The 21,161-nt window shown below is 62.9% G+C and carries 16 protein-coding genes; 7 read left to right on the top strand and 9 right to left on the bottom strand.

The window, feature by feature from the left end:
- The first annotated feature begins 212 nt into the window (after positions 1–212).
- The 7 genes from DSOUD_RS12210 (at position 213) to DSOUD_RS12180 (ending at position 10,423) form a co-directional block, all read left to right on the top strand.
- Positions 213–4,850, top strand: a complete 4,638-nt coding sequence (locus DSOUD_RS12210; RefSeq protein WP_053551273.1) for a PAS domain S-box protein — start codon at positions 213–215, stop codon at positions 4,848–4,850.
- 166 nt (positions 4,851–5,016) lie between these two features.
- Positions 5,017–6,183 carry a sensor domain-containing diguanylate cyclase gene (locus DSOUD_RS12205; RefSeq protein WP_053551272.1) on the top strand — a complete coding sequence of 389 codons (1,167 nt, stop codon included), beginning with the start codon at positions 5,017–5,019 and terminating at the stop codon, positions 6,181–6,183.
- Between the two features lie 200 nt (positions 6,184–6,383).
- Positions 6,384–7,580, top strand: coding sequence for a phosphoserine phosphatase SerB (gene serB, locus DSOUD_RS12200; RefSeq protein WP_053552380.1), 1,197 nt, complete (start codon positions 6,384–6,386; stop codon positions 7,578–7,580).
- The gene (gene sfsA / locus DSOUD_RS12195; RefSeq protein WP_053551271.1) at positions 7,577–8,269 is read left to right on the top strand and encodes a DNA/RNA nuclease SfsA; all 693 of its coding nucleotides are present in this window, start codon (positions 7,577–7,579) and stop codon (positions 8,267–8,269) included. Before serB ends, sfsA begins: the two co-directional genes overlap by 4 nt.
- A gap of 52 nt (positions 8,270–8,321) precedes the next feature.
- Positions 8,322–8,726: a GxxExxY protein gene (locus tag DSOUD_RS12190; protein WP_053551270.1), complete on the top strand. Its 405-nt coding sequence runs from the start codon at positions 8,322–8,324 to the stop codon at positions 8,724–8,726.
- Positions 8,727–8,795: 69 nt separating this feature from the next.
- The gene (locus tag DSOUD_RS12185) at positions 8,796–10,043 is read left to right on the top strand and encodes a nucleotidyltransferase (protein ID WP_053551269.1); all 1,248 of its coding nucleotides are present in this window, start codon (positions 8,796–8,798) and stop codon (positions 10,041–10,043) included.
- An 89-nt stretch (positions 10,044–10,132) separates the two neighbouring features.
- Positions 10,133–10,423 carry a hypothetical protein gene (locus tag DSOUD_RS12180; protein WP_053551268.1) on the top strand — a complete coding sequence of 97 codons (291 nt, stop codon included), beginning with the start codon at positions 10,133–10,135 and terminating at the stop codon, positions 10,421–10,423.
- A gap of 91 nt (positions 10,424–10,514) precedes the next feature.
- Here the strand turns inward: DSOUD_RS12180 and DSOUD_RS12175 are convergent, their stop codons facing one another.
- From DSOUD_RS12175 to hflK, 9 genes are all read right to left on the bottom strand, one after another.
- Positions 10,515–11,144 carry a nucleotidyltransferase family protein gene (locus DSOUD_RS12175; RefSeq protein ID WP_053551267.1) on the bottom strand — a complete coding sequence of 210 codons (630 nt, stop codon included), beginning with the start codon at positions 11,142–11,144 and terminating at the stop codon, positions 10,515–10,517.
- Between the two features lie 138 nt (positions 11,145–11,282).
- Entirely contained in the window at positions 11,283–11,912 is a 630-nt protein-coding gene (locus tag DSOUD_RS12170; RefSeq protein ID WP_053551266.1) for a TPM domain-containing protein, read from the bottom strand.
- Positions 11,913–11,983: 71 nt separating this feature from the next.
- The gene (locus DSOUD_RS12165; protein ID WP_053551265.1) at positions 11,984–12,712 is read right to left on the bottom strand and encodes a TPM domain-containing protein; all 729 of its coding nucleotides are present in this window, start codon (positions 12,710–12,712) and stop codon (positions 11,984–11,986) included.
- A gap of 1 nt (position 12,713) precedes the next feature.
- Positions 12,714–13,304, bottom strand: a complete 591-nt coding sequence (locus DSOUD_RS12160; protein WP_053551264.1) for a LemA family protein — start codon at positions 13,302–13,304, stop codon at positions 12,714–12,716.
- 130 nt (positions 13,305–13,434) lie between these two features.
- Positions 13,435–16,491, bottom strand: a complete 3,057-nt coding sequence (locus DSOUD_RS12155; protein WP_053551263.1) for an AAA family ATPase — start codon at positions 16,489–16,491, stop codon at positions 13,435–13,437.
- Positions 16,491–17,630, bottom strand: coding sequence for an exonuclease SbcCD subunit D (locus tag DSOUD_RS12150; protein ID WP_053551262.1), 1,140 nt, complete (start codon positions 17,628–17,630; stop codon positions 16,491–16,493). Before DSOUD_RS12150 ends, DSOUD_RS12155 begins: the two co-directional genes overlap by 1 nt.
- A gap of 413 nt (positions 17,631–18,043) precedes the next feature.
- Positions 18,044–18,904: a hypothetical protein gene (locus DSOUD_RS18720; RefSeq protein WP_053551261.1), complete on the bottom strand. Its 861-nt coding sequence runs from the start codon at positions 18,902–18,904 to the stop codon at positions 18,044–18,046.
- A 148-nt stretch (positions 18,905–19,052) separates the two neighbouring features.
- Positions 19,053–19,982, bottom strand: a complete 930-nt coding sequence (gene hflC / locus DSOUD_RS12140; RefSeq protein ID WP_053551260.1) for a protease modulator HflC — start codon at positions 19,980–19,982, stop codon at positions 19,053–19,055.
- Positions 19,979–21,007, bottom strand: coding sequence for an FtsH protease activity modulator HflK (gene hflK, locus DSOUD_RS12135; RefSeq protein WP_053551259.1), 1,029 nt, complete (start codon positions 21,005–21,007; stop codon positions 19,979–19,981). Before hflK ends, hflC begins: the two co-directional genes overlap by 4 nt.
- Between the last annotated feature and the right edge of the window lie 154 nt (positions 21,008–21,161).

Genomic DNA, 21,161 nt, shown 5'->3' with positions numbered 1-21,161 from the left:
TCTTTTCCCTGCCGAAGGTGGAAAAACGGCGACCCCTCCTGAGGATTAAAGAATGGAGCAGTTATTGCAGACAACAGGGAGGTGCCTGGATTATGAGCCATTTTTTTGAATTTTTTCAAAAGAGCTCTTTCACCCCGATCCGAAGAAACCAGCCGCGACAGTTTTCCTGATATTTTGCCCCTTCCGCCAACCTCCCTTACCGGAGACCGAATATGCTATTTGCTCAATCCTTCTTCCGTCCTATCTCACGGCTCGTCCCGATCGTCTTTGCCGTTTTCCTCCTCCTTCTTTCCGGGGGGCAGGGGTGGGGGGCGGCCGGGGGGGCGCAGGAGGTTCTGATCCTGCACTCCTACGATGCGGCCCTGCGCTGGACGGCCGATCTCGACACCGGCATGCAGGATACCCTCAACGATTCGGGGCTCGATCTGCAGATCCAGGTCGAGTATCTCGACAGCAAACGCAACCCCGGCCCCGACTACATCACCCGGGTGGTGGAGCCGACCCTGCGTTACAAACTGGCCGGACGGCATTTCGATCTGCTGCTCGTTTCCGACAACGATGCCTTTGACTTTGCTCTCAAATACCGGGACGAGCTCTTTGCCGGGACCCCCATCGTCTTCTCCGGCGTCAACGGCTTTCAACCCTACCTGCTCGCCAATCACCGGGGGGTGACCGGCGTCGTCACCGAGACGGCGGTGCACGACACGGTGGAGCTGATGGTGCGCCTTCATCCCGGGGCTCGGGAGATCCTGGTGATCGGCAGTACGGTCGACGCGGCCGGGCGGAGTCTCGACAGGGAAATCCGCCCTGTGGTGGCCGAGTCCGAGTCCCGGGTCAGGTTCTCTTTTTGCTACGATCTGACCGAGGCGGAGGCCTTCGAGCGCCTCGGCGCGCTGGGGGCGGAGAGTCTGGTGATCCTCTCGGCTCCCCTCCGGGAGGACTCCGGACGGCGTCTCTCCTACGTCGAGAGCGTCCGGCTGGTACGACAGGCGTCTGCCGTGCCGGTGTACGGGTACTGGGATTTCCTCATCGGCAACGGCATCGTCGGCGGCAAGGTCCTCGTGGCACGCGCCGTCGGTGAGGTCGCCGCCGCTCTCGGGGTACGCATCCTGCGCGGCGAGGAGGCCTCGGCGATTCCCATCGCCGTCACCCGCCCCGCTCTCTACATGTTCGACGACCAGGAACTGCGGCGTTTCGCCATTTCCCCGGCCCTCCTCCCCCGAAACAGCCTGATCCTCAACCGTCCCACCACCTACTATTCCCTGCACAAATGGCAGGTCTGGGGCGCCCTGGGCGTTCTGATCGTTCTTGCCTCCCTGGCGCTGGCCATGATCTGGAACAGGGCGCGGCGGCGGGCGGCCGAAAAGGCGCTCAAGGAGAAAAACTCCCTGCTGCAGACCATTATCGATGCCCTGCCGGCGCCGATCTTCTACAAGGATGAGCAGGGACTCTATCTCGGCTGCAACGAGGCTTTCGAAACGTATCTCGGTCGACACCGCGGGGAGATTGTCGGTCACAGCGTCCGGGATGTGGCGCCTTCCGAGCTGGCCGCCGTCTATGAAGAGGCGGATCGGGCCCTGATGGCCAGCGGCGGAGTCCAGCACTACGAAACGACCGTGGTCGGTTCCGACGGTGTTCCGAAGGAGTTACTCGTCCACAAGGCTGTTTTTACCCGTCCCGACGGCACGGCTGCCGGTCTGGTCGGCGCCATGGTCGATATCGGCGAGCGCAAGGCCCTGCTGGCGGCGGCCCGACTGGACCAGGAGCGGCTCCTCACCGTCCTCGACAGCTTCGACTCGATCATCTATGTCTCGGACATGGAGTCCCGGGAGATCCTCTTCGACAACAGGTATGCCCGGGAGACCGTCGGCGAGATGGCCGGCAACACCTGCTGGCGGACCCTGCAGAGCGGCGAGTCCTGCCCCTGCGGCCATTGTCCCAACGACAAGCTTCTCGGTCCCGACGGCGAGCCGACGGGGGTTTACCAGTGGGAATCGCCCACCACCTTCGACGGCCGTTATTACGAGATCCGCGACCGGGCGATCCGCTGGATAGACGGTCGCATGGTGCGCCTGGAGATCGCCACCGACGTCACCGAACGCCGGCTGGCCCAGATGGCTTTCGCGGAGCAGCGGGAATTTGCCGAGAATCTGGTGCAGAACACCACCGTCCCGACCTTCGTCCTCGGCGTCGATCACAAGGTCCTCCTCTGGAACCGCGCCTGCGAGGAACTCACCGGGGTCTCTGCTGAATCGTTGCTCGGCACGGAGAAGGGGTGGCAGGCCTTTTATCCGGAAGAACATCCGCTGCTGGCCGATCTGGTCCTCGACGGCCGGGACGCCGAAATATCGTCCTTCTACCCCTCCGGAGGCCCTTCCCAGGCGATCACGGCCGGGCTGCAGGCCGAGGGGTGGTACCCGGACCTCAACGGCCGCGAGCGCTACATCTCCTTCAACTCGGCGCCGATCCGGAATGCCCGGGGGGAAGTCATCGCCGCCATCGAGACCGTGGAGGACATCACCGAGCGCAAAAGAGGGGAAGAGGAGCTGCAGCGATCGCGGAACTTCTACCTGACCCTCTTCGAGGCCTTCCCCTCCATGATCTGGCGGGGCGACGCTGGAGGAGGCCGCAACTATTTCAACCGGACCTGGCTCGCCTTCACCGGCCGGTCGCTGGTCGACCAGAGCGGCGACGGCTGGCACGGGGGGATTCATCCCGAGGACCGGGATCGCGTCCTGGCCGAGCAGCGGAAAGCCTTCGCCGTCCGGCAGCCGCTCTCGCAGGAGTACCGGCTCCGCCGCCAGGATGGATCCTGGCGCTGGGTCCTCGATATGGCCCACCCCTTCTCCGATCTGGACAACGACTTCAAGGGATATATCGGCCACTGCATCGACATCACCGAACGCAAGGCATCGGAGGATCAGGTCCGCAAACTCTCGCTGGTGGTGGAGCAGAGCCCCCTGTCGGTGGTCGTGACCGATGTCGCCGGGACGATCGAGTACGTCAACGCGAGTTTTACCCGGCTGACCGGGTATGCCTCCGAGGACGTTCTCGGGAAGACGCCGCGCATCCTCAAGTCCGAGGAGACGCCGCCGCAGGTTTTGAAGGATCTGTGGAAGACGATCGCCGCCGGAAAGGAATGGCGGGGAACCCTCCGCAACCGCAGGAAGGGGGGAGGGGGGTACTGGGAGGCGCAAACCGTCGCTCCCCTCAAGGACGAAAAGGGCGTCATCACCCACTTCATCGCCTTCAAGGAAGACATCACCGAACGCAAGGATCATGAACGGCAGCTCGAAGCCCTGGGCCGGATCACCGACGCCCTGCGCGCCGCCCGGGGGAGTGCCGACATGTATCCGATTATTCTCGAGCATCTCCTCGACCTGGTCGCTCTCGAAGGCGCCTGCCTGCTGATTCGAGACTCGAAGAGCGACTCGGTCAAAGTCGAGATCACCCGGGGGGTCTGCCCCTGGCGGAAGGGAAATATCGAGATCCGGAGTACTGTGATCCCCCAGGTGTTCAAGGAGGGGGTTCCCTATATGAATCTGCAGCAAGAGCCGGGGCCGGGGGTCGGTCCTGGGGATGAGAGCGCAGGGTCCGGCACCCTCATCGTTCTCCCCCTCAACGCCTACGGGGAGACGAACTGCGCCATCTGCGTCGGCCGCAGCGGAGCGATTCCCGAGCGGGAGATCAGCCTCCTCTTCTTTATCGCCAATCTTGCCGCCAGCGCCATTCGCCGGGCGATGCTCCACGAGCAGATGGAGCGGCAGCTGCAGCGTCTCTCGGCCCTGCGCACGGTGGACATGGCTATTGCCGGCAGCCTCGATCTGCGCCTGACCCTCAATATCCTCCTCGAACAGATCCTGACCCATCTGAAAATCGATGCCGCCGCGGTCCTCCTTTATCATCCGACCCGCGGCCTCCTCGAATGCGCCGCCAGCAAGGGGTTCCATACCGACCGCATCGAAAAGACCTCCCTGAAGATCGGAGAAGGGGCGGCCGGAGCCGCCATCTACGAGCGCTCGCGGGTCAGCATCGACGATCTCGGACTCCCCGGCGGGGCGCTGCACGGCTCCGCTCTGGTCACCGCCGAAAAGTTCGTTTCCTACCACTGCTTCCCCCTGATCGCCCGCGGGGAGGTCAAGGGGGTGCTCGAAGTCTTCCATCGCTCGCCGCTGCAACCCGATGGGGAGTGGTTCGACTTCTTCGAGTCGCTGAGCATGCCGGCGGCGATCGCCATCGAAACCGCGACGCTCTTCAGCAAATACCAGCGCTCCAACGCCGACCTGGTCCTTTCCTACGACAAGACGATCGAGGGGTGGTCCCGGGCCCTCGACCTGCGGGACAAGGAGACCGAGGGGCACTCGCTGCGCGTCACCGACATGGCGACCCGCCTGGCCCAGGCGATGGGGATGGAGGACGAGGATCTCCTGCATATCCGCCGCGGCGCGCTCCTGCACGATATCGGCAAGGTGGGGATCCCCGATGCCATCCTCCTCAAGCCCGGCCCCTTGAGCGACGAGGAATGGGTGATCATGAAAAAGCACCCGACCCTGGCCTTCGAGCTCCTGTCGCCGATCGCCTATCTGCGCCCGGCCCTCGACGTCCCCTACGGTCACCATGAAAAGTGGGACGGCAGCGGCTATCCCCGGGGGCTCAAGGGAGAGCAGATCCCCCTGGCGGCGCGGATCTTTGCCGTCGTCGACGTCTGGGACGCCCTCCGTTCCGACCGCCCCTATCGCAACGCCTGGCCCGAGGAGCGGGTGCGGGGTATCATCGCCGAGGAGAGCGGCACCCATTTCGATCCCCGGGTCGCCGAGACCTTCCTCGCCATGGATTGGAGCCGGGGATAAATATTTTTGCAACGGGAAGATCTGGAAATTAACCACGGAGACACAGAGCTAACCAATTAACATATCGAATATGTTCTTCTTTCTTTCTCTGTGTCTCTGTGCCTCTGTGGTAAGATTATCGTGTTCATCGACAGTTGATATCGCTGCTCATAAAAGGCTCCATGCCATGAAATCGTCCCTCCCCCCGATCCGCCCGCAAATTTCCACACTGCGCATCGTCTTCGCCTATCTGGTGCTCAGCGGGGTGTGGGTTCTCTACTCCGATACCCTTCTCCTCCTGATGGTCGAGGACAGCCAGCGCCTCACCGAGCTGCAGACCGTCAAGGGGTGGCTCTTCGTCCTGGTGACCTCCTGCTTTCTCTACGTGCTGATCAACCGCCGTCTTCTGGCCGGGCACCTCGCCGAACGGGAGGCCGTCGATCGGCGCGACTACTACCTGACCATTCTCGAAGATTTTCCGGCCCTGATCTGGCGCGCCGGGCTCGATACCCACTGCAACTATTTCAACCGCACCTGGCTCGAATTTACCGGCCGCCCTCTGGAAATGGAACTTGGCGACGGCTGGACCGAGGGGGTTCATCCCGACGATTTTCAGGAGTGTGTCGACACCTACCTCGAAGCCTTCGCCGCCCAACGCCCCTTTTCCATGGAGTACCGCCTCAGGCGTTACGACGGAGAATACCGCTGGATTCTCGACATCGGCCGCCCTTTTTTCGACCCCGAAGGGGAATTTGCAGGCTACATCGGCAGCTGTTTCGATATCACCGACAAGAAGCTTGCCGAGGAGCAGATCCGCACCCTGGCTTACTATGACCCTCTGACCTCTCTTCCCAACCGCACCCTTTTTCAGGATCGGCTCAACCTCGCCCTGGCTCAGGCCCGCCGCGATGGCGGCAAGATGGCCGTCCTTTTTCTCGATCTCGACCGCTTCAAGAACATCAACGACACCCTGGGGCACCCCTGCGGCGACCTGCTGCTGCAGCAGGTCGCCGAGCGTCTCAAGACCTGTACCCGCGAGGGGGACACCGTGGCCCGATTCGGCGGGGACGAGTTCGTGATCCTCCTTCCGAAGGTGGCCGACGACAGGCCCGCGGCGATGGTTTCGGAAAAGATCCTCAAACTTTTCGAGTCACCCTTTCAGCTGGGGGAACGCACCCTGCGGACCTCGACCAGCATCGGCTACGTTCTCTATCCCGAGGACGGCCAGACCTGCGAAGACCTCCTCAAGCACGCCGATTCTGCCATGTACCGGGCCAAGGAACTGGGACGCAATCGCGCCGAGAAATATACCCCGGAGATGCGCCCGGCCGAGGACCTCCCTGCGATCGTCTGATTTTTGCCGCGGTCCTCACGTCAAGGCGTTCAACGCAGAGACGCTGAGAGCCGGAGAGAGCGCGGGACGATTCTGGCCATTCTCTCCCCCTCTGCTCCCTTCAAAATCTCTCCGTTGAAATTGGTTTTGCTTCTGAGGTCTCTTGCAGGACGAAATGATTGCAGGTAAGATACCGCGACTTTTTCCTGCGAGGTATTTTCATGGACAACCGCATGGTGCTCATCACCCTGACCGGCCCCGACAAGCCGGGGATCATCGCCAGCGTCACCGGCCAGATCGCCGAGGCCGGCGCCCGCATCCGCGACATCGAACAGACCGTCACCCACACCCTCCTTTCCCTGTCGGTCCTCATCGACTTCGCCTCCGGCGACGCCGACGGCAAGCCGCTGATCAAGGAACTCCTTTTTCTCGCCAAGGAGCTCGGCCTCGATCTCGATTTCCAGGTCATCGGCGAAGCCGAATACCGGCGCAAGACGACCCGCCATGCCTACGTCGTCACCATCATGGGGGGAGAGGTCAACGCCAAGGCCCTGGCCCGGGTGTCGCGGATCCTCGCCGACCACCAGGTCAATATCGAGCGGATTACCAAGCTCACCCAGGGGCAGCTGCGCTGTGTCGAGTTCCTGATCACCGCGCCCCCCGAGCTCGACGTCAAGCGACTGACACGCAAGCTTCTTCATGCCGCCACCAGTCTCGGCGTCGACATCGCCGTGCAGAAGGAGAGCCTCTACCGCCGCGCCAAGCGTCTGGTGGTGATGGACATGGATTCGACCCTGATCCAGATCGAGGTCATCGACGAACTGGCGCGCCTGGCCGGAGTCGGCGCGGAGGTGGCGGAGATCACCGAGCGGGCGATGAACGGCGAACTCGACTTTCAGGAGGCGCTGCGTGCGCGGGTCGCCCTCCTCAAGGGGCTTGAAGCCTCGGCTCTCGAGCAGGTCTACCGCACCATCCCCTTCACCCCCGGGGCCAAGACGCTGGTGCGCATCCTCAAGCGCCTTGGGTTCAAGACGGCGGTGATTTCCGGCGGCTTCAAGTTCTTTACCGACCGCCTCAAGGAGGAGCTCGGCCTCGACTACGCCTACGCCAATCAGCTGGAAATAATAGACGGCATCGTCACCGGCGGGGTCGTCGGGCCGATCATCGACGGCGCCCGCAAGGCGCAGCTCCTCGAAGAGATCGCCGCCGGAGAAGGGATCACCCTCGATCAGGTGATCGCCATCGGCGACGGCGCCAACGACCTGCCGATGCTCGGCAAGGCCGGACTGGGGATCGCCTTCAACGCCAAGGCCCGGGTCCGCGAACAGGCCGACACCCACATCAATCAGCAGAGCCTCGACTCGATCCTCTTCCTCCTCGGCCTCTCCGAGCGGGAGATGGAGGAGATCGGCGGGTGAGGCTCCCCGCTCCCCTGATTCCCGGGATTTTGCTGCGTCGCTACCAGCGCTTTCTCGCCGACGTCGAGCTTCAAGACGGCCGCATCGTCACCGCCCACACCCCCAATACCGGGAGCATGAAACAGTGCGCTGTCCCCGGGCACGCCGTCCTCCTCTCCGAAACCGACAATCCGAAGCGCAAGCTCAAATACACCCTCGAGCTGATCGCCGTCGGCGACTACTGGGTCGACACCCACACCCACCGCAGCAACCGGGTCGTCGAAGAAGGGCTGCGCTCCGGGACGATCCCCGAACTCGCCGGCTATAGCGTCACGGCCGAATCCCCCTATCACGACAGCCGCATCGACTTTCTCCTCACAAAGGGAGAGGAAAAAGTCCTGGTGGAGGTGAAGAACGTCACCCTCTGCTGCCGGGAGACGGTGGCCTGCTTCCCCGACGCCGTCACCCTGCGCGGCCAGAAGCATTTGCGCGAACTCCTCCGCGCCCGCGGCGAAGGGTACCGCTCGGTGATCTTTTTCCTCGTGCAGCGCGGCGAGGCGACGGCCTTTGCCCCCGCCGACGCCATCGACCCCGTTTACGGGCGCCTCCTGCGGGAGGTCGCCGCCGGAGGCGTGGAGATTTTGGCCTACCGGACGGTCATCACCCCGGAGAGCAACCGGGTGGGGGAGCGGATTCCATTGGCTTTTTAGGGACAACCACAGAGGCACAGAGACACAGAGAAAATTCAAGAGGGGCAAGGAGATGTCAGAGGCAATCGGGAGAGAGAAAACTATTTTTTTTCTGAAGGAATTGACAAACCAGATTATAGCCGCGGCTATTGAGGTCCATCGTCATCTCGGCCCTGGTCTCCTTGAGTCGGCGTACGAGGAATGTTTTTGTCATGAACTCAGTCTGAGGCGGCTCCTTTTTGAACGTCAAAGGCCATTACCTTTGGAATACAAGGGGATTCAGCTCGATTGCGGGTACCGAATCGATCTTCTGATTGCTAACCTTGTTATTGTTGAGTTGAAATGCGTTGAAAAAATTATCCCCGTACATGAAGCCCAGCTCTTGACTTATCTAAGGCTGGCTGGAGTCAAAGTAGGTCTCATCATGAACTTCCACGAACCCAAACTGACCAACGGAATCAGACGCATGGTCCTTTAACTGTAAATTAATTTATGGTTTTTGTTGTTCTCTGTGCCTCTGTGTCTCTGTGGTTAACAGGTTTTTAACATGCGCGCCGTCGGCTTGATCACCGAATACAACCCCTTCCACAACGGGCATCTCCACCACCTGCGGGAAAGCCTGTCCGTCACCGGCGCCGAAGTCTCGGTGGCGATAATGAGCGGCCACTTCCTGCAGCGCGGCGAGCCGGCCCTTCTCGACAAATGGCTGCGGGCCCAAATGGCCCTGGCCGCCGGCGTCGATGTGGTCATCGAGCTCCCCTTCCCCTGGGCCTGCAACAGCGCCCCCCACTTCGCCCGCGGCGCGGTGCAGGCCCTTACCGCCCTGGGAGGGATCGACGCCCTCTGTTTCGGCAGCGAAGCCGGGGAAATCGATCCCCTGCGCCGCTGCGCCGACCTCCTTGCCACCGAGGGGAAAACCGTCGCCGCCGAGACGGCCGCGCTCCTGCGCCAGGGAATCAATTATCCCGCCGCCCGGGCGCGCTCCGTGGCCGGTGTCGATTCGGCGGCGGCAGCCCTTCTCGAGACCCCGAACAACATCCTTGGCCTCGAGTATCTCAGGGCCCTCACCGGGACGGACAGTCCCATCGTCCCCTTCACCATTGCCAGGACCGGGGCCGGCTACCACGACGAAGAAGCTTGCGGCGAAATCGCCAGCGCCACCGGCATCCGCCGGATGCTCGGGGAGGGGAGGGGGGTCGAGCCCTACCTTCCCCCGGCGGTCCACGAGATTTTTGTCGGAGCGATGGCCTCTGGAATGAGTCTCGACTTCGACCATCTCCACCGCCTGCTGCTGGGGCGGATTCTCCGCGGTCCCGAATTCCTCGCCGGCCTCTACCAGATCGAGGACGGCCTCGCCGAGCGCCTCTTTGCCGCCGCCCTGGAGAGCTCCTCCTACGACGATCTGGTAGATTCCATCAAATCCCGCCACCTCACCCGCACCCGCATCCAGCGCATCCTTGCCTACGCCCTCAACGAAACGCGGCGCGACGAGATGGACGCCCTCCTCGAAGCCGGCCCCCTCTACCTGCACCTGCTTGGCAGCAGTGAAAAGGGGCGCGCCTTTCTCGGGTCCTGCCGCAAGACCCTGACCCTCCCTCTCGTGCAGAATTACAGCCGCATTCAGCCACTCCTCAAACGCCGCTACGGCGTCGCCACACCCTCCTTGCGTCTTGCCCGGCAGATGCTCGAAAGCGAGCTGCGCGCCACCCGGGTCTACACCCTGCTGATGAAGGACTTCGCAGCAGGCAATCGCAACCGGGATTTTTTTCGGGAGATTCGGATCCCTTTCGACTGATCGGTACGATCCGCCGGAAAAAAGGTGACGCCTCCGTCCCCCTGCGGTACTATTCAGCCATGAAAATGAAAACGACAACGGAGAAGCCGATGACCGCCAACGAATACTGCACAAAAATCAAATGGTACGACAGAGAGCACGCCGTCAGGATCGAATGGAAGGTCGAAAAGGGGGAGGTGGTCTACATCCTCTGCCAGGTCGACGGCAAGGAGGTCGTCCGGCTGGTCAAGGGGCTGTGGCTGGACAAAAAAGGCCGCCGCCATGACCCGGCGCACTTCTACAAACTGAAGCGGGCCTGCCTCGACAATTTCCGCCAGAGACGGCACGAAGCTGCGGAGCTGATGCCGATTTTCAGCATTCTCCACGGCGAAGAGATGTAGTTTCGACTTTCGGCAGAACATGTTTCAACAGCAAAGGGGCGACCAGACGGTCGCCCCTTTGCTGATGGTGGTGATCTCGTTTCGCTCCCGGTCAGTCCTTATCCCCCTCCCCTGGCAGCATGTCGCCGATGAGCCTGCGCAGCGCCTTGGCCCCGGCCCGTTCCATCGGTCGGCCGGTGATGCTGCTTTTGGAGACCTGGTGGCGCTCCGCCCTCGGGTAGACGGAACACTCGACGGTGACGCCTGCATCGTCGATGTAGATGTGGGAATAGTCGTGAAAGGCTCCCCCCTTGCGGATGCTGACGGTCTCCGTTTCGTAGGGGATCTCCTGCGTACGGAGGAAATTTTCGACCTCTTCGGGGTCGTCGGCGAAGAGGTGGAGGTCGATGTCGCTTCGGCTGGTGACGACGCCGGAGAGGACCGAACCGACCAGGTAAGGGGTAAAGGGGGCGAAGAGTTCCAGGTAGCCGAGGGCTCTCAGGCGCAGCTCCAGCAGGCGCCCGGGGAGCTCCTCCTCTTCGTGGAGTTCGAGGAGGGCGTGCAGCTCTTCATGGATCTCGGCGTTGGAGGGGAGGTGGGAACCGAGGGAGAGGGCCTTGTCCGACCCGAAGGGTTTTCCCGCCTTGCGCTTGGCGTCGCGGTATTCCTTGATCCCCTCTTCGTACATCAGCCGGGCCGCTTCCTTGGCGATCAATTGGCGAATTCTGTCGGTCCCTTTCATGCTCTTCAGTATAGCAGGGAGAAGGAAGGAGAAGGGAGAAGGGAGAAGGGAGAAGGGAGAAGGGAGAAGGGAGAAGGGAGAAGGGAGAAGGGAGGGCGCTCACGCCCCCCGGCGGGGGCGTGAGCGCTCAAAACAAGGTTAGGGGGTGATCAGGTTGGAGAGTTCGTTGGTGTCGTCGTGCTTGGCGGGAAAGTTCGCCTCGAGGAGGTCGCCGCAGCGGCCAATGGCAGCGCAGAGGGCTTCGCAGGTGCGTCCCTCGCGGATGCCGGCGGTGACGGTGGTGACGATTTCGTCCCAGGTCTCCTTGCCGACGACGTTGTTGATCCCCCGGTCGGCCAGGACATGGACCCGGTGCTCGAAGAGGGAGATGAGGATGAGGATGCCCGTTTCGTCCCGGGTGTGATGGAGGCCCTGCTCGATGAAGGAGACGAGGGCTTTTTCCTCCACTTCCTCGGTGATTTCCAGGGGGTGGATGAGCCGGCGCTTGAGGCCGGGGAGGGCGCGGATCAGCCATCGGAAGGGGAGGTAGGTAAGGAGGAAGATCGGCAGAAAGATCCACACCGAGGAATGGCCGAAACCCCAGCTGAGGCTGACGCCCGTCGCCAGGGCGAGGAAGCCGGCGCCGACGATCTCGGCCCGCGGGTAGGTGTAGGATTCATCGACGACCATCGGCACGATTTCGCCGCTGGTGCGCTCCTCGGCGGCCCGTACCGCGGCCTCGATGCGCTGGCGTTCATCGTCGCTGAAGAAGTCTTTTGCTCTTTTCATGAAAATCTCCGGTTAAAAACTGCTGGGGCCGTCTCTGCTCGGCCGGATCGGTCGGATTCGATGGGGCTCAATTACCATCCCCCCGACGACCCGCCGCCGCCGAAGCCGCCGCCGCCGAAACCACCGAAGCCACCACCTCCGCCGCCGCCGCGACCGCCGCCGAAGGGGATGCCGCCGATCCACAGGCCGCTGTGACGGCCGCGTCGGCCACCGCCGCCGCCGAGAAGCATCAGGCCGGGGCCGAGAAAGAGGAGGAGGGCCAGGGAGCCCCAGGGGTTGCGCTTTTTCTTCCCCCCTGTCGTCCCCGTCCCCTGGTATTCCCCCCGGACCGCTTCGGCCATGGCCGCCACGCCGGCGACGACGCCGCCGTCGAAGTCCCCGGCCTTGAAGCGCGGGGAGATCTCGTTGGCGATGATCCGTCCCGAGAGGAGGTCGGTGAGACGCCCTTCGAGGCCGTAACCGACCTCGATGCGGATCTTGCGGTCATCCCGGGAGATGAGGAGGAGGGCGCCGTTGTCCTTCCCCTTCTGACCGATCCCCCAGGTCTCGGCGACCTTGAGAGCGTATCCCTCAAGGGACTCGTCTTCGAGGGAAGGAATGGTCAGGACGGCCAGCTGGGTCGAGTCGCTCCTCTCGAACCCCTGGAGAAATTGCTCGAGCTTGAGACGGGTCGAATCCTTGAGAATGCCGGCCTGGTCGACGACGTAGCCGGTGGCCTTCGGGACGTCGAGGGCGGCCGCCGACAGCGGCAGGAGCAGAAACAGGGTGAGAAAACCGATGTAAAAGCGCTTCACGGCCATCCTAGAATTTCACCTGGGGGGCTTTTTCGGCCCCGGCTTCGGCCTTGAAGGGCTCCTTGCGCTCGAGGTGGAGGAGGAACTTGTTGGTCAGGTTGTTGGGAAAGGTGCGGATCGAGGAGTTGAAGTTTTGCACCGCCGCGTTGTAGCGCTGGCGGGCGACGTTGATGCGGTTTTCCGTCCCCTCGAGCTGATTCTGCAGATCGAGAAAATTCTGGTTGGCCTTGAGGTCGGGATAGCGCTCGGCGACGACGAGAAGGCGGGAGAGGGCCGAGGAGAGCCCCCCCTGGGCGGACTGGAATTTGGCCATGGCGGCCGGGTCGGAGAGGTCCTTGGCATCGATTTTCGTCTGCCCGACGCTGGCCCGCGCTTCGGTGACCGCCTGCAGCGTCTCCTGCTCGTGGGCGGCGTACCCCTTGACTGTTTCGACGAGGTTGGGGATCAGGTCGGCGCGGCGCTGGTAGGTAGCCTCGACATCGGCCCAGGCGGCGAAGACCCCCTCCTCGTTCTTCTGGATCTGGTTGTAGCCGCAGCCGGAGAGGGAGGGGAGGGTGACCAGGGCGGCAATCAGCAGGATCGTCAGACGTTTGAACATGGTGGGTAGGCTCCTTGTACGGGTTAGAAAATATTCGTTGAATACGGGTCAATATAGGCACGGAAGGTGAAAATGTAAAGGGTGCCGGCGTTTATTTGCCGAGTTCGGACCGGAGTGAGCCGCAAGAAATTCACGGGGTAACCAGGCGCACCCGGCTGCCGTCACGGCCGGAAATAACGTCAAGGCGCAGCGGCATCTGTTCCTTGAGCTCGGCCACATGGGAGATGATCCCGATCATCCGTCCGGATGCCTGGAGGTCGATGAGGGTGCGGACTGCCAGGTCGAGAGATTCGGCATCGAGGCTGCCGAACCCCTCGTCGATGAACAGGGTGTCGAGGCGGATACCGCCGGCGTAGGCCTGCACCACGTCGGAGAGTCCGAGAGCCATGGAGAGGGCGGCCATGAAACTCTCGCCGCCGGAGAGGGTGGCCACCGCCCGCACCTTGCCGGTATAGGCGTCCTCCACCTCGAGCTCCAGCCCCGAGGCCTTGTTCCCCTTGGACCGGTCCTCCTTGCGCAGCAACTGGTAGCGTCCCTTGCTCATCAGGGAGAGGCGGTGGCCGGCTTCGATGAGCACGTCGTCGAGGAGGACGCTGAGAACGAAGCGCTGCAGGCTGATCTTTTTGCCGGTCTGGCCGTTGGCGACGTCGCTGAGGGTGCCGATGACGGCGTAGCGGCGGTCGAGCTCGGCCTGATCCCTGGCGGCCTTCTCCAGCTTGGAGCGGGTGGCTTCGAGGAGTTGCCGGCGGCCGTCGAGGTGTTGCCAGAGGGTGAGGGCCGCGTTTTTGGCCTCTTCGGCCTGGAGCAATTCGGCTTCGGTCCGCTGCAGGTCCGGGCGGGACCGGCCCTCCACCGCCGCGCGCTGTTGCTCCACTGCACCGGCGATGCGCTGGCATTGCTGATCGTAATCGGCGACAGCCTGCCGGAGCGTTGCGACCTGAGCTTCGTCGAGGAGGGCGGCGCCATAGCTCTGCTCGTCGGCGAAGGGGCTGGCTGCCAGGGCCTCATCGCGACGGGATTGAGCCGAGGCCAACTCCTCCTGCGCTCTTTGCCGGGCTTGCTCTGCGGCCACGAGGGTGGCTCCGGCTGCTTCCCAGCGACCGTGGGCTTCTTTATATCTCTGGCCTGCGGCGGCGATCCGTTGTTCGAGCTCTCCGGCCTCGACACGGGTTCGGGCGATGGCCGCGTCGAGGGCGCCGACAGGGCGGTAGTGTTCGGGGAGCTCCTGTTCGGCGTCCTGAACCCGGGTTCTGGCTTTTTCCAGTGCGGTCGTCGTTTCAGCCGCCTGGCTGGCGGCCAGGTCCCGGGCTTTTCGCGCTTCGGCCTCACCCTCCTTGAGTTGTTTCAGGGCATCGGTCAGAACCGTAAATTCCCTGCGTCGTGCCTGAAGCGCCGCGACCTCTTGCTTCAGCCGGGCGTGATGACTTTGGAGTTGGTCGACCGGGAGTTGTGAACTCTCGCCGAGCCGGATCTGCAGATCGTCCAGCTGTTTTTGGGCATGCCCCACCTTCCCTCGGATTTCGCCGTAGGCTTCCCGGGCGGCGGAGAGCAGCAGACTCGTTTCCTGAGCGCGGACGCGGGCCTGCTCAAGCTCTTTCTCGGAGGGAATTGCCGCTTCGCTGCGGGCTGGAGCAGGGTGTTCGCTGCTCCCGCAAACGGGGCAAGGTTGGCCCGTCTGCAGTTCGGCGGCCAGGATGGCTGCCTGCCCCTGGTGCCAGGCCAGCTCCAGACTCCTGGCGTGCCTGCTCTGGGCCTCGTGCTCGTTCAGGAGCCGCCTCCCGAGGGCTTCTCCTTTTTCCAGCTCTGCCCGGTGCCGGGCCAACTGCCGCTGCAGGGTGTCTATCTCCCGGCGGGAGGCCAGCTGGTCCGCCAGGAGTTTCTCCTGCAGCTGCTTGTCGCCGAGTGTCGATAACTCATTTTGCCAGTCGGTCTGTTTCTGCTCCGCCGCCTCCCGTTGCCTCATGGTCTCCTGCAAGGTCGCTTCAGAGTGTTGCAAGCGGGCCTGAGCCGTTTTGACGTCCCCCCCGGCCTGCTCCCGCGTTTGCCGGGCCTCGGCCAGCCGGGTCGCCCGGGCACGCAAACCTTCGAGGCGGACCACCTCCTGCTTGGCGGCATCGAGGGGCTCGGAGAGTTTCTCGGCGGACTGCCGCTCTTCTTCGGCCTGGGCCAGAAGGACCTGCGCCCTGTCCCTGGCTTCGGCGGCCAGGGCAAGGCCGGTTTCGGCCGATTGCAAAGCTTTTTGGCTGCGACTTCTCTCGTCGAAAACCGGTTTGAGCTTGAGGGCCTCCTCGGCGGCGGTCAGGCGGAGTCGCTTCCCTGCCACGCATTCCTTTTGCGTCTGCAGGTTCGCCTCCCCGGCTTCGAGGCGTTCCAGTTCGACAAAAGCCTTTTCAAGGTCGAGGGCCAGCTGCTGCGCCCTGCCGGAGGCGACGTAGGCTTTTTCCCTGTCTGTTTTCAGCCGCAAGGCGTCTTCTGCTTCCCTGGCCCGGGTCGTCAGTTCCGTCTCCAGCGCCTCGGCGCTCTCGAGGTCGGCCCCTTCGAGAATCCCCTGGCGCAGCTGCTGCTGTCGTTCCCGGTCCTGGCGTATTTTCGCCGAGCGCGACCTGAGATTCTCCTCCAGGGCCTTGTAGATGCTGGTTTGAAAGAGCTGGCTGAAGATCTTTTCCCGCTCGTTCGATTCGGCCATGAGCAACTGGCGGAATTTCCCCTGGGGGAGAACCATCACCTGGCGGAACTGGTCGACGGAGAGCCCGGTGAGCTCCTCGATCTCCCGGGTTGCCTCGGACACCTTGCTCGAGACGATGAGGCGCTCAAGGCCGTCGCCCTGCAGTTCGACGAGCTGGGCTTCCGGGGCCTGGGTGGTGGTCCCTTCGCCGCGGGATTTGGGGCGCTGCTGTTCCGGCACCCGGCGGATGCGGAAGCGGCGGCCGGAGAGCCGGAACTCGAGGGTCACCTCGGTGAGTGTGTCGGCCGCGGAGAGGTCGCAGCGCATCTGCGCCCCTTCCCGCTCGTCGCCGGTGGTCTTGCCGTAGAGGGCAAAGCAGATGGCGTCGAGGATGGTGGTCTTCCCCGAACCGGTGGGACCGTTGATGAGAAAGAGGGGGTTCTCTCCCAGGTCGGTGAAACGGATCGTCTCGGTACCGGAAAAGGGCCCGAAGGCCGTCATGATCAGAGTCAAGGGGCGCATCAGGATTCCTGGCGGTGCAGGTCATCGAGGGTGTCGGCGATGATCTGCCTCTGCTCGGGACTTAAGGGGTCGCCGGTGACCTGGACAAAGAAGTCTTCGAACATCGCCAGTTCCCCCTTTTTCAGTCGGTCGCAATTGACCTCGAGGCCGTCGCCGCGAGCCATCAGTCCGGGGCGCTCCAGGTGCAGCACGTTGGGGTAGATTTCCCGCAGCTTGCTCATCACATCGAGGATGGCGTGGGTATCGGTGAGGCGCACCAGCAGGTAGTCGTCCCGGTGAGGATCGTCTTTTCCTGCCGCCAGGAGGGCGTCGAGAGAGCCTTCGAGGGTCCGCATGTTGTGACGGGGCTGCAGGGGGATCTGCTCGATAGCGGCCTTGCCCTCGGCATCGAGTTCGACCAGGGTGACGGACTTGCGCTGGCGCTCTTCGGAGAAGGAGTATTTGAGGGGAGAACCCGAGTAGCGGATGTGCGGCGCACCCCGGAACTGGGGGCCGTGGAGGTGACCGAGGGCGGCGTAGCTGAAGGGGCGGAAATGCTCCGGGGAAACCTGGTCGGCCCCGCCGATGGAGAGGGGCCGCTCCGACTCGGAGACCTCGCCTCCGGCGAGAAAACAGTGGGCGATCACCACGCAGGGGCGTGTGGGTCCGTTGTCCTGAAGCACCTGGTCGAGCAGGTAGGCCATCGCCTCTTCGTGGCTGGACACCTCCACGCCATGCACATGGCGCACCGTGGCCGGGTCGGCGTAAGGGATGGGATAGAAGGCCACCTCGCCGTCATCCCCCTTGATCAGGATCGGTTGCGGCACGCTCCAGAGGGGCCCGACCATGTGCAGCCCGGCGCCGGAGAGCTGTCGGGAGGCAAAGCCGAGGCGCTGGGGGCCGTCGTGGTTGCCGGCCAGGAGGATGAGCGGCACCTGCAGTTCGTCACAGATGCGGTGTACGGTGGCGTCGAGAAGTTCCACCGCCTGTGCCGGAGGGACCGAACGGTCGTAGATGTCGCCGGCCACCACGACGACATCGATTTGTCGGCTGCCAATAATGCCGATGATCTGCTCCAAGGCCAGGCGCTGGTCGTCGAGGAGCGAAACGTTGTGAAACTGGCGGCCGAGATGCCAGTCGGAGGTGTGAAGGATACGCATGGCAAAAACGTCCGGTCGAGAGGAGAGGGGAAGGAGAACCGACTCCAAAATAGCAGGAGCGCCGTGCCGTTGCAAAGCAAAAGGGGAGGGGAGTGTTTGCCGGCGGCCGGCTCTTCTCAGCGTTTATTCCGGCGCCGCAGGGCGGCGCGCAGGCCGAAGAAGAGGCCGGCGGCGGTGAGAATCCAGATCAGTCCGGTGACGATCAGTTCGCTGTGGGTCATATCGGTCTTCTCCTTGAAAGGTCGCAGGGGCAAGTAGAGCACCTTCGGATAGGCGGCGCCTTGACCTTTCTCAATTTAAAGGAAGATTTCCGTCCCCTTTCCCGGTCGGTCCGGACGGCGGAGAGAGGAAAACGAAAAACGGCCGGACCCCTGCTCGGATCCGGCCGTTTTTCGTTTGACTTTCTGCCGTCCTCAGGGGAGGACGAAGGGGGTTTTGCAGGAAGGGCACTTGACGTGCTTCCCCGTCAGGGCCTTTTTGTAGGCGAGTTTGTGGCCGCATCCTCCGCAGCGGGCGAGACTGACCTCAGGGCGGGCGGGGTCGTCCTCCAGACGGGTGATGGCGGGCGGCTCCGGCTCGGGTTCGGGTTCCGGTTCCGGTTCCGGCTCCGGTTCGGGCTCCGGTTCGGGCTCCGGCTCGGGCTCGGGTTCGGGCTCCGGTTCGGGCTCCGGTTCAGGCTCGGGTTCCGGCTCTGTAAAATCGAAGGAGGGGAATGCGCCGGTTTCCGTCCCTGCCGCTTCTCCGGTGACGAAGGGTTCATCGGCGGCCCCTTCGCCGGCCGAGGTCCAGTCGAAATTGGGGGAGAAGGAGAACATGTCGTCTTCCTTTTCCCGGGGAACCTCGGGATCCATGGTTTCCTCGGCCGGCTCGGGCTCGATGGCGTCGAGCTCCGGGAGGTCGCCGACATCGGGGAAGTCCGGGGAATATCCCCCCCCGCCAACAGTGAATGCGGTATCCAGATCCTCCTCGAAGGGAGCCGGAGCGAGAATCTCTTCCTCCGCTCCCCTGGTGGAGGCCGTCGGGGCGGCGGCCAGCGGCGCGGTGGCGGACTGCGTCGCCGGGGCGGCCGCCGCTCCCCTTTTTTCCAGGGCGTCAAGGATCCGGTCGAGGCGTGCGTTGAGACTTACCATCTCCTTCCGGGAGGCGGAGGTCCCCCGCCAGATGCGCCAGACCATGAAAAGAACCAGCAGCGCCAGCAGAGGATGGAGCAGGGGCGCCAGCAGGTCGCCGTACTCGGTGATGCGGGCGAGTATTTGCGGTGTTTCGGGGTTCATTCAGACTCCGGGAGGGTGGCTATGAACGGGGAATGATGATGTATTGACGCTGCGCCCTAAACTAATATCGTTACGGCAGCGGAGTGTCAATGGCTCTTCCCCCATTTTAATGAACAGAAGAAGCGCTCCATTGACACTCCCTGACAGCTTAACGCCCCTTTTGCAGATAGTGGTAGAACTCGTTATCCGTGGAAAGGACCAGGCGGGTGTTTTCCTTGATCGCCTTCTGGTACGATTCGAGGGTGCGTAAAAAGGAGTAGAACTCCGTATCCCTGCCATAGGCGGAGGCATAAATCCCTGCCGCCGTGGCGTCGGCCTTGCCGCGGGTTTCCACCGCCGTGCGATAGGCGCCCGATTCGATCTCCTTGAGTTCCTTCAGCATCTGACCGAGGATCTCGGCCTTTTCCCCTTCCCCTTCGGAACGGTATTCGGCGGCGACCTTCTTGCGCTCGGAGATCATCCGTTCGTAGACCCGTTGCTGGACCTGCTCGACGTAGTTGATGCGCTTGATCTGCACGTCGAGGAGTTCGATGCCGTATTCCGGGGTGCTCGCCTGGGCCTTTTTCAGCAGGCTACCGAGGATCTCTTCCCGCCCGGTGAGCTTGTCGACGGGGATCGCCGCCCCTTCGAAGTCGATGACCTCCTTGACTCCGGCTGGCGCCTTGTAGTCTTTTCCCCGCACCAGTTCCACCAGAAGGTGTCCGGAGACCGCGTCGCGCACCACGGAATCGAGGATGTCGTCGAGGCGGCTCAGAGCGCCGCGTTCGGTGGCGACGGTTTTGAAGAAGAGGAGGGGATCGGCGATGCGCCAGCGGGCCGTGGTGTCGATCCAGATGTATCGCTTGTCCTTGGTCGGGATCTGGTTGGGGTCGCCGTCCCATTTGAGAATGCGGCGCTGAAAACGGTGAACCTCCTGGATCAGCGGGACCTTGAAGTGCAGTCCTGCCATGCGCACATCCCCCTTGGGCTTGCCGAATTCGGTGACCAGGGCTTGTTCCCCCTCTTCGACCACGAACATGCTCCCCTTGGCAAGGAGAGCGATGAAAATGATGAGGGCAATCAGTATCGGTTTTTTCATTGCAGGGCCGTTCCTTTCGGGGTGCCCCTCAGGGGGAGGATGGGGAGTGCGCTGGTTCCCTTGGGGTCCATGACATAGATTTCATCGAGTAGGGGGAGGACCGCTTCGAGGGTTTCGAGATAGAGACGCTTGCGGGTGACCTCGGGGGCCTTGCGGTATTCGGTAAGGAGGTCGAGAAAACGGCGCGTTTCCCCCTGGGCCTTGTTGATGCGCTCCACGGCATACCCTTCGGCCTCGAGGATGGTGCTGTTGGCGACCCCGCGGGCCTTGGGGATCTCGCGGTTGTACTGCTCGCGGGCCTGGAAGATCAGGCTCTCCTTCTGCTGCTCCGCTTCGTTGACCTCGTTGAAGGCGGCCTTGACCGGATCGGGGGGATTGACGTCCTGGAACTTGACGGTGACGATCCGCACACCGATGTCGTAGTTGTTGAGGATCGTCTGCAGCTCGGTTTCGATGGCCGAGGCGAGCATGGCGCGGTCGGTGGTGAGGACGTCGGTGACGTTGGAGTTGCCGACCACCTTGCGGACCACCGACTCGGAGATATCGCGGATCGTCTCTTCGGGGGACTTGATGCCGAAGATGAACTTGAAAGGGTCGGCGATCTGATACTGAACGATCCACTCGATGTCGCTGACGTTGAGATCGCCGGTCAGGGTCAGTGATTCATCCTCGAGATCTTTTTTGGTGTAAGTGGTGCGCACCCCGGCCAGAACGGTGCGAAAGCCGAATTCCTCCTTCAGCACCCGTCCGGTTTTCACCAGGTAGACGGTGTCGATGCCGAAGGGGAGTTTGAAGTGCAGCCCCGATTCGGCAAAACCGATAAAGTTGCCGAAGCGCAGGATGACCCCGGTTTCTTCGGTGTTGACCTTGTAGTAGCTGCTGCTCCCCCCCCAGAGGAGAAGCAAAACGATCGCCAGGGCGGCAAAGAGTGCTCCCGGAGGTTTTTTCCCCTTGATCCGATTGATGATTTCCATGACCTTTTGTTCGAGCTGGTCACCGTCCCTTCCCCATTGCCCGTCCTGCATGCATTCACCTCTTGGTAGAAAAAAATCCCATCCGTCGGCTTTCCGGTGCCGGCGGCCGAATAACGGTGCAACGATAACATGTCTTGGGACGTTGCGGAAGGGAAAGAGGACGCATTTGTCCCTCTTGGAAGTTCCCCTCCGGATATGCTACCAT

Origin of the sequence: Desulfuromonas soudanensis (assembly GCF_001278055.1) — a bacterium.
GTDB classification, from domain to species: domain Bacteria; phylum Desulfobacterota; class Desulfuromonadia; order Desulfuromonadales; family WTL; genus Deferrimonas; species Deferrimonas soudanensis.
Note: the sequence above shows the minus strand (reverse complement) of the source record. Positions and strands in the feature narration are given on the sequence as shown.

Excerpts from the sequence above, each read along its gene's own strand:
- DSOUD_RS12180 (WP_053551268.1), top strand. The coding sequence starts at position 10,133 with ATGACCGCCAACGAATACTGCACAAAAATCAAATGGTACGACAGAGAG.
- DSOUD_RS18720 (WP_053551261.1), bottom strand. The coding sequence starts at position 18,904 with ATGAACCCCGAAACACCGCAAATACTCGCCCGCATCACCGAGTACGGC.
- DSOUD_RS12150 (WP_053551262.1), bottom strand. The coding sequence starts at position 17,630 with ATGCGTATCCTTCACACCTCCGACTGGCATCTCGGCCGCCAGTTTCAC.
- DSOUD_RS12190 (WP_053551270.1), top strand. The coding sequence starts at position 8,322 with ATGTCAGAGGCAATCGGGAGAGAGAAAACTATTTTTTTTCTGAAGGAA.
- DSOUD_RS12155 (WP_053551263.1), bottom strand. The coding sequence starts at position 16,491 with ATGCGCCCCTTGACTCTGATCATGACGGCCTTCGGGCCCTTTTCCGGT.
- DSOUD_RS12185 (WP_053551269.1), top strand. The coding sequence starts at position 8,796 with ATGCGCGCCGTCGGCTTGATCACCGAATACAACCCCTTCCACAACGGG.
- DSOUD_RS12205 (WP_053551272.1), top strand. The coding sequence starts at position 5,017 with ATGAAATCGTCCCTCCCCCCGATCCGCCCGCAAATTTCCACACTGCGC.
- DSOUD_RS12165 (WP_053551265.1), bottom strand. The coding sequence starts at position 12,712 with ATGGCCGTGAAGCGCTTTTACATCGGTTTTCTCACCCTGTTTCTGCTC.
- hflK (WP_053551259.1), bottom strand. The coding sequence starts at position 21,007 with ATGCAGGACGGGCAATGGGGAAGGGACGGTGACCAGCTCGAACAAAAG.
- DSOUD_RS12170 (WP_053551266.1), bottom strand. The coding sequence starts at position 11,912 with ATGAAAAGAGCAAAAGACTTCTTCAGCGACGATGAACGCCAGCGCATC.
- serB (WP_053552380.1), top strand. The coding sequence starts at position 6,384 with ATGGACAACCGCATGGTGCTCATCACCCTGACCGGCCCCGACAAGCCG.
- DSOUD_RS12160 (WP_053551264.1), bottom strand. The coding sequence starts at position 13,304 with ATGTTCAAACGTCTGACGATCCTGCTGATTGCCGCCCTGGTCACCCTC.
- DSOUD_RS12210 (WP_053551273.1), top strand. The coding sequence starts at position 213 with ATGCTATTTGCTCAATCCTTCTTCCGTCCTATCTCACGGCTCGTCCCG.
- DSOUD_RS12175 (WP_053551267.1), bottom strand. The coding sequence starts at position 11,144 with ATGAAAGGGACCGACAGAATTCGCCAATTGATCGCCAAGGAAGCGGCC.
- hflC (WP_053551260.1), bottom strand. The coding sequence starts at position 19,982 with ATGAAAAAACCGATACTGATTGCCCTCATCATTTTCATCGCTCTCCTT.